Source organism: Streptantibioticus cattleyicolor NRRL 8057 = DSM 46488 (assembly GCF_000240165.1).
Lineage (GTDB): Bacteria > Actinomycetota > Actinomycetes > Streptomycetales > Streptomycetaceae > Streptantibioticus > Streptantibioticus cattleyicolor.
Map to the genome: position 1 here is coordinate 2,513,527 of NC_017586.1, position 12,909 is coordinate 2,526,435.

Sequence of the window (12,909 nt, forward strand, 5' to 3'; positions counted from 1 at the left end):
GCGTCAGGTCTACGGTATACCTGACGGTTCGTCAGATTCATAGTCGGAAAGGGTGCCGCCATGGCCGCAACGGGACCCGTCCGGCCGCCGGGCCGGAGCGCCGCCACCGCCTACCGGCTCGGCCGGGCCGTGACCGTGTGGGAGCTGGCCGTACGCCGGGCGGAGCTGACCCCGGCGGCACCGGCGCTGCTCGACGAGGCGGACCGGCGGGTCTCCTTCTCCGGTCTGGTCACGCGTGCCGAACGCGTCGCCGCCGGACTGCACGCACTCGGCGTGCGCCCGGCGACGACGGTGGCCTGGCAACTCCCCACCCGCATCGGCTCCGTGGTGCTCTCCCTGGCGCTGGCCCGGCTCGGCGCGGTGCAGACCCCGGTCATCCCCGGCTACCGGGACCGCGAGGTGGCCCATGCGCTCGGCGCCACCGACGCCCGTTTCCTCGTCACGCCGGGGGTCTGGCAGGGACACGATTACGCGGCGATGGCCGAACGGACCGCCCGGACGCTGCCCCGGCCGCCGGTGACGCTCACGGTCGGGGACGGTCTGCCCGACGCCGACCCCGCGCCGCTGCCCCCTCCCCCGGCCGAGGGGGACGCCGTGCGCTGGATCTACTGGACCTCCGGCACGTCCGCGGCGCCCAAGGGCGTGCTCCACACCGATCGCTCGCTGATCGCCGGCGGATCGTGCCTGGCCCACGCGCTGGCCCCGCGCCCGGACGACGTGGGCTCGATCGCCTTCCCCTACGCGCACGTCGGCGGCGTCGACTACCTGGTGATGCTGCTGCTGTACGGGTTCCCGGCGCTGCTGGTCGAACGGTTCACGCTGCCCGGGGTGCTCGACGCCTACCGGCGCCACCGGGTGACCATCGCCGGGGGCAGCACCGCGTTCTACGCCCTCTTCCTCGCCGAGCAGCGCAAACAGCCAGGCCGCCGGCTCCTCCCGGCGCTGCGGCTGCTGTGCGGCGGGGGCGCCGCGCTGCCGCCCGAGCTGTACTACGAGGTCACCCGGGAACTCGGCTGCGCCCTCACCCACGGCTACGGCATGACCGAGGCACCGATGATCACCATGGGCTCGCCCACGGACAGCGACGAGAACCTGGCCACCACCGAGGGCCGGCCGCCCTCGGCCATGGAGATCCGGGTGGTGGACGGCGAGATCAGGCTGCGCGGCGAGGCGGTGTGCGCCGGCTACCTCGACCCGCGGCAGACCGCCGAGGCGTTCGACGCGGACGGCTTCCTGCGCACCGGCGACCTGGGCTACCTCACCCCCACCGGCCACCTGGTCCTCACCGGCCGCCGCAAGGACGTGATCATCCGCAAGGGCGAGAACATCTCCGCCCGGGAGATCGAGGAACTCCTCTACGCCCACCCCGCGATACACGACGCCGCCGTCATCGGCCTGCCCGACCCCGAACGCGGGGAACGCGTCTGCGCCGTCCTCGAACAGCCCCCCGGCGCCCCCGCGCTCACCCTCACCGAGGTGACCGGCTTCCTGCGCGCCGCCGGCCTGGCCCGGCACAAGCTCCCCGAACAGCTGGAGATCACCGACGCGCTGCCGCGCAACGCGACGCTGGGCAAGGTGCTCAAGGGCGAGCTGCGGCAACGGTACGGCTGAAAGGCCGTCGCCGCCGTCTTCCCGGCGGCCACGTCCGGGGCCGTGACGCTCCCTGGACCCACCCGATCCGCGTCGCGGCCTCGCCCCGTCCTCCGGCGCCGACGGACTCACCCGGCCGAGGCGTCCGCCGGTATGCCCGCGAACAGGTCGTCCTCGACGCGGCCGTCCGCCGGAGCCGTCACGGCCGGCCGGACACGGGCCAGCGAGTAGTCCTCGGTGGGCCACACCTCACGCTCCAGGTCTCGGGGGTGGGCGAAGAAGGGGTTGGCCGGGTCGGCCTGGGTCGCGTGGGCGCGGAACGCCCGGTCGCGTACGTCGAACCAGTCGGCGCACTCGACGCGCGTGGTGACCGGCAACTCCGGCGCCCAGTCGGGCCAGCCGTCCAGCACCTCGCCCATCCCCGACTCGATGCCCCGGCTCGTCATGGCCGCGTGGAGCGTCTCGAACCACCGCTTGCTGAACGCGACTTGGTAGTAGAGCTTCAGCGGCTCCCACGGTCCGCCCGGATCGTCGAAGGCGGCGACGGCCACCTCGTGGGTCCGGATGTGGTCGGGGTGGGGGTAGCCGCCGGACGGGTCGTAGGTGACGACCACGTGCGGCCGGAACTCCTGGACCACCTCGCGGAGCCGGGCGGCGGCCTCGGCCACCGGGACCCGGGCGAAGCAGTCCGGCGGCAGCTCCTTCCCCGGCCCCGGCAGCCCCGAGTCGCGGTACCCCAGGAAACGGTGGCCCACCCCGAGGATCCCGGCCGCCGCGGCCATCTCACGGCGCCGGATCCCCGGGAGGTCGGCGCGCACCTCGGGCCGGTCGAGCGCGGGGTTGAGCACGTCCCCCCGCTCACCTCCGGTGCAGGTGACGACCAGCACGTCCACCCCTCGGGCCGCGTAACCGGCCAGCGTGGCGGCGCCCTTGCTGGACTCGTCGTCGGGGTGGGCGTGCACGGCCATGAGTCGAAGCGTCACGGGGGATTCCTTCCTGTCGGTGGGGGTGGTGGGTCGGTGGGGCGTGGGGTGGTGTGCCGGCCGCTCGGGAAGCCGGCCGGCGGGAGGGCGTGCGGGGGGCCACGCACCCGGGACCCGTGCCCGCGCGCGGGGTGGGACGGAAGGCACGCGAACCGGGGACGGAGCCCGCCGCCACGGGGCGGGACCTCGGCTCAGCGCCCGGGTATGGCGCGGCGGGGGTAGAAGAGCGCGGGCACCAGGGCCAGGAGGGAGAAGCCCAGGGCCCAGCCGAACGCCTGGCCGTAGGCCACGGCCGGGGCCGCGGGGTGGTGGGCGAGGGATCGCTGGAGCACGACGGTGAGCGCGGCGGTGCCCAGCGAACCACCCACCCGGTTGAGGACGTTGACGGACCCGGCGGCCCGGGGTGCCTCCTCGCGGGAGACCGAGCCGTAGACCGCGGACATCCCGGGGATCATCGCCACGCCCAGTCCCGCGCCGCGCACCACCAGCGCCACGGTGAGCAGCGCGTCGCCGGGGGCGTGGGCGAGGAAGGCGAAGGGCAGGGAGCCGGCCAGGGCGAGCAGCAGTCCGGCGAGCATCAGGGGGCGGGGGCCGAGCCGGTCGGTGAGGCGGCCGGCGATCAGTGAGGCCGCCGCGGTGCCGAGCGCCTGCGGGGCCAGCAGCAGACCGGCGGTCATCGCGTCGGCGCCGCGCACGCTCTGGAAGTACAGCGGAAGCAGCAGCATCGCGCTGTAGAGCGAACCGCCGAGCAGGAAGGAGGAGGCGGTGGCCGCCGCGAAGCCCCGACGGGCGAACATCCGCACGTCCAGCAGCGGCACCGGCCGGACCCGGGAGGCGGCCTCGCGCGCACCGGCACCGGCGTCCGCGACCGCACCCGCCACCACGACGCCGCCCCGGGTCCGCACCAGCGCATGCGCCACGTATCCGGCGAGCAGCACCAGCCCCGCCGCCAGGACGGACCAGCGCTGCGCCGAGCAGCCGTAGACCACGGCGGCGAGACCCGGAGGCAGCAGGAGCAGCCCCTTGACGTCGAGCCGGGCCTGGTGCTCGGCGGCCGGGGCGCCGGCGGGGAGCGCCTTGCGGGCGGCGAGCAGGGTGAGGATGCCCAGCGGCACGTTGACCAGGAACATCCAGCGCCAGCCGAGGTCCTGCACGAGCAGGCCGCCGAGGACGGGGCCGGCCACCGGGGCGAGGGTGACCGGCACGACGCTGACGCTCATCACCCGGCCGAGCCGTTCGGGGCCGGCGGCCTGCGCCATCATCGCCTGGCCGACCGGCTGGATCAGGGCGCCGCCCAGACCTTGGAGGACCCGGCAGGCGACCAGCACCGGCACCGACCAAGCGGCGCCGCACAGCGCCGACCCGGCGGTGAACAGGGCTGTCGACGCCAGCCATACCGTCTTGGCGCCCCATCGTCCGGTGGCCCATCCGGTGAGCGGCATGACCACGGCGACCGCCAGCAGGTAGCCGGTGGAGACCCACTGGACCTCGGCGAGCGAGCCGCCCAGGTCGTGGGCGACGGCGGCGGTGCCCACGCTGACGATCGTCGTGTCGAGCAGCACGAGCACCGGGCCGAGCAGCAGGACCATGGCGATCCGCCACACCGACCGGTCGATCCCGGGCGGCCCGCCGGATCCCGGGGCGGAACGCGGGTCCCGTCCAGTGGCGGAAGACGTGGTCGGCGCCCCGGCGGAACCGGCGCCACGGGAAGCGGGGACAGGGGCGGGGTTAGCAGGCTTCGTCGCACTTTTTTGCATGGACATAAATTTAGGCTCGACCTATCAACCGGGTCAAGAGATTTTTAGGTCCGACCTAGAAAGTGCGGCTACCCTGGGAACATGGCACAGCTGCGCGAGCTCAAGAAGAGGCAGACCCGCACGACGATCTCCCACGTCGCCACCCGGATGTTCATGGAGCGCGGCTTCGAGCGGACCACGATCGCCGAGATCGCGCAGGCCGCCGGGGTCTCCAAGATGACGGTCACCAACTACTTCCCGCGCAAGGAGGACCTCTTCTTCGACGCCTACGACGAGGTGGTCAACGGCCCCTCGCGCACGGTGGCCGGACGGGCCGAGGGCGAGTCCGCGCTGACCGCGCTGCGCCGCGCCTACCTCGACGGCATCGAGCGGCGCGACCCGCTCTACGGCAACTACGGACCGGACTTCGTCCGGCTCATCGACGAAAGCCCGGCGCTCCAGGCCCGGTTGCGGGAGATATACGACCAGCAGGAGGAGGCGCTGGCCGCCACGCTCGCAGAGGAGGCGGGGGAAGGTGCCAGTTGGCTGGAGATACGGCTGGCCGCGGCCCAACTCGCGGGCGTGCAGCGGGTGTTGTTCAACGAGGCACACCGCCGCCTGCTGGCCGGCGACTCGGAGGAGGAGTTCTACCGCGGTCTGGCCGAGGCGGCCCGGCGGGCCTACGCCATGCTGGAGCCGGTGCTCGGCGGTTACGCGGTGCGCTGATCAGCCGGTCCGCCGCAACGCCCCCGGCCCGTCCGGGGCGGCGGCCATGACGCCGCCGGCACCACCGCACCGGGGCAACGCCGGCACCCCGCTGTAACGTCCGCACCGCGCCGCACGCCGAACACGCGCCGGACCGCGCTCCCGCGCCCCCAACCGCACCCCCGCGCGCCCGCCGTCCCCGGCCGAACCCCGGCCACGTCCCCTGGCCACAGGCCCCACGCGGCTCACGCCTCACGCCGTCAGCGGCCTCGCCCCGTCGTCCACCGCCGCGTCCAGGTCGGGGAAGACCTCGAAGAGCCGCCGTACGCCGAGGGCGGCGAGGACGCGGTTGACGTGGGAGCCGTCGACCGCCCCCTCGGCGGGGAGTATGAGCCGCAGGCGGCCGGTGCACGAACGCATCAGGCGGCGGGCGGCGATCAGTACGCCGACGCCGCTGGAGTCGCAGAACCGGACGGCGGACAGGTCGAGCACCACGCTGCGGCGGCCGTCGGCGACCGCGTCGTGCACCTGCTGCCGGACCGCGGGCGAGGTCACCAGGTCCATGTCGCCCGCCACACGCAGCACGGTCCAGCCGTCCCGCTGCTGTGCCTTCACCCTCAACGCCACTGGCTCGCTGCCCTTTCGTCGGCAGAGTCGTACGGTCGCACCGTCGTCACCGTTCGCCGTCCCTTCGACGATATGCCCAGCGGGGATGCGTTCCCCGCGCCGCGGCGGTCACACCCGGGTAACACATCACCATCGGTGATCACTTCAGTAACACTTCGCTCACACACCGTGCCCTTCCGGTGTCGAACGGTGGTCGTTTGCCGCAAAGGCGCTCTCGTTGTCAGACCCTCCCGTTACATTCGAGAGGACGGCGGGGTGAGGAGAGCCGCGAGAGGGGGGACTGCCGGATGGCGACGCCCGCACCACCACGCTGGGACCGCAAGATGCAGCAACGCCTCGCCCGTGGCGAGGAAGCCGCCCTGGGCGAGTTGTACGACCGGTTCGCCTCGTTGGTGCACGCCATAGCGCACCGGGTGATGGACGACGACACGGCGGCGGACCAGATCACCCGGGAGGTCTTCGGCTACGTCTGGGAGCACCCGGAGGCGTACGACCCGAAGAACGGCAACCTGCGTTCGTGGATAGCCGCGGTCGCGCAACGCCAGTCCGTGCACCGGCTGCGCAGCAGCGCGGTGGAACGGACGGTGGCCGGTGAGGGGTGCGCGGCCGGGCAGTTCGAGGACCGGGTGCGGGAGGCGAGCACCGCGGCCCGGGCGGACTTCATCCGCGAGTCGATGCCCGCCTCGATCCGCGCCACGCTCGACCTGGCCTACATCAAGCGCCGGGACTACCGGCAGGCCGCGGCGGAGCTGGGGCTCACCGAGGACGAGGCCCGGCGAAGACTCCGGCTCGGCCTGCAGATGCTCTCCACCGCGATCGAGCAGCCGTCGCTCCCCCGGCCGCCGGCCGGCCCTGGCAGCGCGTCGTGACCGGCCCGGTGAACGACGGTCCGCTGCCGGACGACGGCCGCGACGGCGGTGCCGGTGACGGCGGACCGGTCGGCGGACGGACGGGCGGCGGACGGACCGGCGGCGGACGGAGCGGTTCCGCGCGCGACGACCGGGCGGGCGACGGCTGCGCCGGAGGCGGTGGGGTTCCGCCCCGCGGTATGCCGGTGCCCCGGGTGCCGCCGCCCAGGGCGGCGGCCGAGGACGGTCCGCTGCCGGTGGTGCCGCCGACCGCGCCCGGCGCCTCCGGCCCCACCGTCAACCCCCGTGAGGCGCCCGTGCGGTACGACCACCGCACCTTGAAGTCCTTACTCGGCGCGTGGGCGTTGTCGGCGTGCCCGGCCGAGGAGAGCGCGGCGGTGGAGGCGCATCTGACCGACTGCGCGTCCTGCGCCGACGAGGCGTTGCGGCTGCGCGAGGCGGTGGCGCTGCTGCGCCCGGAGGACTCGCTCGACCTGGACCCGATGCTGCGCACCCGGGTGCTGGAGAACTGCCTGGGCCGGCGCCCCGCCCGGATACCGATACCGGAGTGGGCCGGCCCGTACGACACGGAGACCGCCCGGCTCGACGCGCTCCTGCGCGATCTGGGCGAGTCCGACTGGCGGGCGCCGGTGAAGCTGGAGTGGTACGCCGGGTCGCGGACGGTCTCGGTGGCGCAGGTCATCGGCCACCTCACCGCGGTGGACAGCCTGTTGGCGGCCTCGCTGGGGATGGCCACGCCGCTGGGCGCCGACGCCCCGCGCGACCCGGCCGGGCGCACCGAGGCGTACTGGAGCCGGTGCGACGACCGGACTCCGGAGGCGACGGTCCGGGAGACCTGGCGGGAGCAGGGGCGTTCGCTGGTGCGCACGGTCTCCTTCGCGGGCCTGGGCACCGCCGGGCTGGAGGTGGGGTACGGCACGTTCGCGCTGCCGCTGCGGGACGCCTTCCTCGACCGGGCGATGGAGTGCTGGATCCACGCCGAGGACGTCGCGGAGGCGGTCGCCTACCCCTACGATCCGCCCGCGCCGCGCCATCTGCACCGGATGGTCGACCTGGCGGTACGGATGCTGCCGCTGGCACTCGCCGGACTACGCCGGGCGGGGCTCGCCCGGTCGCCCGCCCGGCTGGTCGAGGCAGGGGCGCCCTGCCGCACCCTCCACCTCGACCTGGAGGGCAAGGGCGGCGGCCACTGGTACATCCCACTGGACTCCCCGGCCGCCACCGCCTCACCCGACGAGACGGTGGCCGAAGTGGCCCTGGAAAGCACCGAGTTCTGCCGCCTCGCGGCCGGCCACCGGACACCGGAAGACCTCGCGGTCGGCCAGTACGGCGACCGCGAGGTGGTCAGGGACGTCCTGATCGCCGCAGCGCGCATGTCACGCCTGTGACCGTTCCGTCCGTCCGGCCTGGCCGGGCGGACGGCGACGGCACCGCCCCGGGCCCCGGCCAGCCGGACGCGGCCGGGCCGGATCAGGCCTACGGACAGAGACGACGGAACCGGGCCGACCCCGACCGGACGCGGGGGAGCCGGGGCGGAAGGACGGCCACCAACCGGCCAGCCACGACGGCCGAATCGGGCGCACGCCCGACGGCCAGCCGGACGCGGGCGGGCCGGGCCAGGGCAGGCCGAACGACTACGCACGGCGGCCGAATCAGACGCACGCGCGCCGGCCAGGCGAACCCTCCCTCAGGCGAAGACCACGGTCCGGCTGCCGTTGAGGAGTACGCGGTGTTCGCTGTGCCACTGCACGGCGCGGGCGAGGGCCTGGCATTCGACGTCCCGGCCGATGGCGACGAGTTGGGCGGGGGTGACGCCGTGGCCCACTCGTTCGACCTCCTGCTCGATGATGGGGCCCTCGTCGAGGTCGGCGGTGACGTAGTGGGCGGTGGCGCCGATCAGTTTCACGCCGCGGGCGTGTGCCTGGTGGTAGGGCTTGGCGCCCTTGAAGCTCGGCAGGAAGGAGTGGTGGATGTTGATGATGCGGCCGGGCAGCCGCTTGCACAGGTCGTCGGAGATGACCTGCATGTAGCGGGCGAGCACGACCAGGTCCACGCGCTCGGAATCGATCAGGGAGAGCAGCCGGGCCTCGGCCTCCGGCTTGTTCTCCTTGGTCACCGGGATGTGATGGAAGGGGACGTTGTAGGAGCCGGCCAGTTCCTCGAAGTCGCGGTGGTTGGAGACCACGGCGGCGATCTCGATCGGGAGCGCGCCGATGCGGGCGCGGAAGAGCAGGTCGTTCAGGCAGTGCCCGAACTTGCTGACCATGATCAGCACCCGCATCTTCTCCTCGGCGGGGTGGATGCGCCAGTCCATCTGGAAGCTGTCGGCGATGGCGGCGAAGCTGGCCCGCAGCTTCTCCACGGTGACCGGGGGCTCGGCGGAGAAGGCGACGCGCATGAAGAACAGTCCGGTGTCCTGGTCGCCGAACTGCTGGCTGTCCACGATGTTGCAACCTGTCATGAACAGGTAGCTGGAGACGGCGTGCACGATGCCCTGCTTGTCGGGGCAGGAGAGCGTCAGGACGTACTGCGGGTCGGACTGCTGTGCTTCACTCACCGCAATAGCGTCGCACATCCGCCCGGCCGTCCGGCGCCCCGTCCGGCCAACGAGACCCCGGGGCGCGGGCGGGGCGGGGGCGCCTCACCTGGTCCTGGTGTATATCGCCAGCACGTCCAGCGAGCGCGGCGGCGCGTCGGGGTCGTCCCCGTCGTTGCCGGCGAGCAGCGCGTGGGCCTCACGGGCCGCACGGACGGCGTCGGGCCAGGCGGGGTGGTCGAGGTAGGCGCGTACCGGGGCGTCGGCGCCCACGTCGTGCAGGATCCGCAGCACCCGCAGCACCGCGGCGTCCACCAGCGCCGCCTCCTGGGCGTCGCGGAAGATCGTGCCCACGTACTTCTCGGCCGACCAGTTGTCCAGCCAGGTGTCCTCCACCAGCCGGTAGACGGCGTCGGTCACGTCACCGTAACCGGGGCGGCCGGCCACCCAGCACTCGTGCTGGAAGACCGGGTCGCCGAGCATGTGCAGCGCGGAGCGCACGTTGCTACGCCAGCGCCACCAGGGCATGTCGTTGAGCCGCATACGCCCCATCGTGGAGGAGCGGGCGCCCCGCCGGGAAGACTTCTCCGAACCTTGCACGGTCACCGATCGTACGTTCATCTGCCCGATCGGCCCGCGTCAGGGCCGGTCGGGACATGATCGCCAGGTGCCCACGGGCAATTCACCCGGTGGCCACCGACCGTTACGCCATGGTCACACGGAAGTTGTCGCGGCCGGAGAAAAGTACCGGTTCATGACCGGTACACGACGCGCCGGGGCCGTGGCGACGGCCACGGTCCTGATCGGCGGCTGGCTGCTCGGCGGCTGCGGTCTGTCCTCCGCGACGGCGGGGGGAACGCGGGACCCCATCGTGGTGATGACGTGGGCACCGCAGAACACCAACTCCACCAACATGCCGGGCATGCCGGCCACCGCCGAGGCGTACGCGCGGATGGTCAACGCCCGCGGCGGCCTGGGCGGGCACCGGCTCCAGGTCCTCACCTGCGACGAGCACAACGACACCGTGCGCGCCGAACGCTGCGCGCAACAGGCGGTGGACGCGCACGCGGTGGCCGTGATCGGCTCCTACAGCCAGTACGGGCAGAGCTACATGGCCTCGCTGGAGACCGCGGGCATCCCCTACCTGGGCGGGTACGGGATCGCCCAGGAGGAGTTCACCAGCCCGCTGTCGTACCCGGTCAACGGCGGCGGGCCGGCGCTGCTGGCGGGCAACGGGCAGCAGCTGGCGTCCGGTTGCCGCACGACGGCGCTGGTGCGTCCGGACACCACGACGGGCGACCAGTACCCGGAGTTCCTGGACGCCGGGCTCACCGCCGCCCACCGGCCGCCCGCCGACGACGTGCGGGCGCCGGACGACGCCACCGACTACACGGCGGCGGCCGAGCGGGCGGTGGGCGGCGGCGGACCCGGACGCTGTGTGACCGCGGTGCTCGGCGACCGCACCGCCACCTTCTTCGACTCCTTCCGGCGGCTGGGGATCGGTGGCATCCGCACCGCCTCGGTGCTCGGCAGCGTCAAGCAGTCGCTGCTGGACAGCACCGGTGGGACGGACAGCCCGCTGGAGGGCGCCTACGCCACCAGCTGGTACCCGCCGGCCGCCGACCCGCGCTGGAACCCGATGCGGGACGCCATCGCCCGCTTCGCCTTCGACGACAACCGGATCGACGTGGCCGACCCGGGCGCGGAGACCACCTGGATCGCGTACACCGTCTTCGCCGACGTGGTCCGCGCCCTCGGCGACTCGCCGGTGACCGCGGCGACCGTGCGCCGCGCCCTGGACCACACCGAGGGGCTCACCACCGGCGGGCTGACCCCGCCGCTGGGCTGGCGGTACGGCGACATGCTGGCGGTGCGCGACTATCCGCGCATGGTCAACGCGTCCGTCACCTTCCAGGTGGTGCGCGGCGGCCGACTCCAGGCGGTGGGCAAGGGCGGCTTCGTGGACATGCGCGGAATCCTGGAGGGCGCCTCCTGACCCGGCCCGCCCCACGCCGACGCCCGGCCGACGTCCCCGTCCCGGCCGCCCCGCGCCGGGCGGCCGGGGCGGGTCACAGCTGGGTGAACTCCCGCTGGGTGAGCCCGTAACGGGAGGCGATCGGGTTCCACAGCCCGGCCGCGCGCTTCTTGGCCGCGGTGGCGTCGCCGCTGGAGGCGTTGGCCTGCTGCGCCTGGCCGGTGATCCTGGCGTGGCCCTTGTGGCAGCCCTTCTTGTCGGCGGCCACCTGGTCGGCCCAGGCCGCGTAGTGGTTGTCGGCGGCGGCCGAGGCCTTCCACGCCGCGGTGAGCTGGGCGGTGAGCTGGTCGTGGCCGGGGAGCCTGCCGAGGTCGAGCCCGCCGAGCTTGGCCACCAGGTCGTCGCGTTGTCCGGCGGCCGAGCGCAGATCGGCGGCGGCCTTGTGCAGGTCGCCGCAGTTCTTGATGGTCTCCACGGCGTTGATCACGGTGGCCCGGCTGCTGTTGCTGGTGGCCAGCAGGGCGTCGAGCCGCTTGGCCTGGTCGGCCGCCGGGTCGGCGGAATCGCCGGTGGCGCCGGAGGAGGCGGCCGGCGCGGTGGCCCCGGCCTTCTGCGGCTGGTCGTTCCCGCCGCCGCTGAGCGCGGCGCCGGTGGCGATGCCGACCGCCGCGAGGACGGCGATCCCGGCGCCGATCAGCACCGGCCGCGACGGCTTGCGGCGCCCGCCCGCCGGGGCGGGGACGTCGGCCGGGCCGGCCCCGGCGCCGGTGCCGCCGGCCGGACGGTACCCGGGCGGCACCGGAGGCTGCCCGAACGGCTGGGCGGGGCGCGGCGGTTGGACCCCGGCCCCCTGCGTCGGGGCGCCGAAGCCGGGGCGGGGGCGCTCGGGCCGGGGCACGGTGGGACGGTACGGCGCCCGGTCGGCGGGGGGCGCGACGCCGTCCTGGCGGTACAGGTAGTCGTAGTCGTCCTGGCCCTGCGGAGGGCCCGCGGCGGGCGGCGGCGGACCGGCCGGAGCGGACGCGGCGGGCTGCCACGGGTCGTCGGTCGTCAGCGGCAGTTGCCGGGTGGCGTCGTGGGTGCCGTCGGGCAGCGGCGCGGGGACGACCTGGGTCGGCTGGTCGACCGGGTCGCCGAGGTCGGCGGAGGGCACCGGGCCCTGGGGGACGCCGGGGCGCACGGCGAACGGCACGCTGGGCACCGTCGGCGGGCCGGCCGGCAGCGGCGGGACGGGCGCCTCGAACCGCTGCTCGGGCGGGAGCGGACGGCTCAACAGCCGCCGGGTGGCGTCCGCTTGGTCGCCGGCGTCCTGGAACGGCGGGATGAACTGGGTCTTCTCGGAGTCGGCGGAGGGCGGCGGCGGGGTGCCGTAAGGGGTCAGCACCCGGGTGGCGTCGGCGTCGGCGGGCCCCTGCGCCGGTATGCCCGGCTGCGTCGGCGCCCCGTGGCCCGGCGGGAACGGAGGCTGCCCCGGGGGCGCGGCGGGCGGCGGGGCGTCGCCCCACGGCCGGCCCGCGGCGGGCTGCACGACCGGGGCCGGCTGCTCCCAGGAGTCGCCCTGCGCGGGCAGCACGACGCCTTCGCGGGCGTCCCGGGCCGCCGGTACGTGCGGCTCGCGCGGGATCGGCAGCGGTCGGTACGTGCCGTCCGGCACCTCGTCTCCCCGTCCGCTCTGCATCTGACGGAACTCCTGCCTGCTTCGTGTGCCCGGAAGGACCCTCCTCCGGGTCCCCCGAATTGGACCTACGGAACGTCGGCTCACGCTACCGGGTGAATTCCGCTCCGGACCACGTACCCGTTGCGGCGACCGGTCGGCAGGCAGACGACGGCCGGTCGGAAGGTCCGGAGCATCCCGGAATCCCCGAGGTGTCCGCGCAGGCCACGGCGG

At 74.3% G+C, this 12,909-nt stretch carries 11 protein-coding genes; 5 read left to right on the top strand and 6 right to left on the bottom strand.

Annotated features, from left to right (window positions below; translation table 11 throughout):
• The first annotated feature begins 60 nt into the window (after nt 1–60).
• A complete protein-coding gene (locus SCATT_RS11125; RefSeq protein ID WP_014143126.1) occupies nt 61–1,611 on the top strand; it encodes a class I adenylate-forming enzyme family protein in 1,551 nt (516 codons plus the stop codon).
• Between the two features lie 107 nt (nt 1,612–1,718).
• Here the strand turns inward: SCATT_RS11125 and mca are convergent, their stop codons facing one another.
• Both mca and SCATT_RS11135 read right to left on the bottom strand, forming a co-directional pair.
• Complete coding sequence (gene mca, locus SCATT_RS11130) at nt 1,719–2,558, bottom strand: mycothiol conjugate amidase Mca (protein ID WP_014143127.1); 840 nt, start codon at nt 2,556–2,558, stop codon at nt 1,719–1,721.
• 206 nt (nt 2,559–2,764) lie between these two features.
• On the bottom strand, nt 2,765–4,177 hold the full coding sequence (locus SCATT_RS11135) for an MDR family MFS transporter (RefSeq protein ID WP_014143128.1): 1,413 nt from the start codon (nt 4,175–4,177) through the stop codon (nt 2,765–2,767).
• Nucleotides 4,178–4,411: 234 nt separating this feature from the next.
• Here SCATT_RS11135 and SCATT_RS11140 point away from each other — a divergent pair, with 234 nt between their 5' ends.
• Nucleotides 4,412–5,035: a TetR/AcrR family transcriptional regulator gene (locus tag SCATT_RS11140; protein ID WP_014143129.1), complete on the top strand. Its 624-nt coding sequence runs from the start codon at nt 4,412–4,414 to the stop codon at nt 5,033–5,035.
• Nucleotides 5,036–5,266: 231 nt separating this feature from the next.
• On the opposite strand, the gene SCATT_RS11145 is transcribed toward SCATT_RS11140, so the two are convergent.
• Entirely contained in the window at nt 5,267–5,641 is a 375-nt protein-coding gene (locus SCATT_RS11145; RefSeq protein WP_014143130.1) for an STAS domain-containing protein, read from the bottom strand.
• A gap of 287 nt (nt 5,642–5,928) precedes the next feature.
• Between SCATT_RS11145 and SCATT_RS11150 the strand changes: the two genes are divergently transcribed.
• Both SCATT_RS11150 and SCATT_RS11155 read left to right on the top strand, forming a co-directional pair.
• On the top strand, nt 5,929–6,510 hold the full coding sequence (locus SCATT_RS11150) for an RNA polymerase sigma factor (RefSeq protein WP_014143131.1): 582 nt from the start codon (nt 5,929–5,931) through the stop codon (nt 6,508–6,510).
• On the top strand, nt 6,507–7,898 hold the full coding sequence (locus tag SCATT_RS11155; RefSeq protein ID WP_014143132.1) for a maleylpyruvate isomerase family mycothiol-dependent enzyme: 1,392 nt from the start codon (nt 6,507–6,509) through the stop codon (nt 7,896–7,898). The genes SCATT_RS11150 and SCATT_RS11155 overlap by 4 nt, the downstream gene beginning before the upstream one ends.
• Nucleotides 7,899–8,197: 299 nt before the next feature.
• Here the strand turns inward: SCATT_RS11155 and purU are convergent, their stop codons facing one another.
• Entirely contained in the window at nt 8,198–9,067 is an 870-nt protein-coding gene (purU, locus tag SCATT_RS11160; protein WP_014143133.1) for a formyltetrahydrofolate deformylase, read from the bottom strand.
• A gap of 84 nt (nt 9,068–9,151) precedes the next feature.
• Nucleotides 9,152–9,652: an SCO4402 family protein gene (locus tag SCATT_RS11165; RefSeq protein WP_014627854.1), complete on the bottom strand. Its 501-nt coding sequence runs from the start codon at nt 9,650–9,652 to the stop codon at nt 9,152–9,154.
• Nucleotides 9,653–9,800: 148 nt separating this feature from the next.
• On the opposite strand from SCATT_RS11165, the gene SCATT_RS11170 reads away from it, so the two are divergent.
• Nucleotides 9,801–11,042 (top strand): ABC transporter substrate-binding protein, encoded by a 1,242-nt coding sequence (locus SCATT_RS11170; RefSeq protein ID WP_014143135.1) that lies wholly within the window; start codon nt 9,801–9,803, stop codon nt 11,040–11,042.
• Nucleotides 11,043–11,115: 73 nt separating this feature from the next.
• Here SCATT_RS11170 and SCATT_RS11175 read toward each other — a convergent pair whose 3' ends face one another.
• Nucleotides 11,116–12,699, bottom strand: coding sequence for a hypothetical protein (locus SCATT_RS11175; protein ID WP_014143136.1), 1,584 nt, complete (start codon nt 12,697–12,699; stop codon nt 11,116–11,118).
• Nucleotides 12,700–12,909: the final 210 nt, after the last annotated feature.

Excerpts from the sequence above, each read along its gene's own strand:
- SCATT_RS11125 (WP_014143126.1), top strand. The coding sequence starts at position 61 with ATGGCCGCAACGGGACCCGTCCGGCCGCCGGGCCGGAGCGCCGCCACC.
- SCATT_RS11150 (WP_014143131.1), top strand. The coding sequence starts at position 5,929 with ATGGCGACGCCCGCACCACCACGCTGGGACCGCAAGATGCAGCAACGC.
- mca (WP_014143127.1), bottom strand. The coding sequence starts at position 2,558 with ATGGCCGTGCACGCCCACCCCGACGACGAGTCCAGCAAGGGCGCCGCC.
- SCATT_RS11140 (WP_014143129.1), top strand. The coding sequence starts at position 4,412 with ATGGCACAGCTGCGCGAGCTCAAGAAGAGGCAGACCCGCACGACGATC.
- SCATT_RS11170 (WP_014143135.1), top strand. The coding sequence starts at position 9,801 with ATGACCGGTACACGACGCGCCGGGGCCGTGGCGACGGCCACGGTCCTG.
- SCATT_RS11175 (WP_014143136.1), bottom strand. The coding sequence starts at position 12,699 with ATGCAGAGCGGACGGGGAGACGAGGTGCCGGACGGCACGTACCGACCG.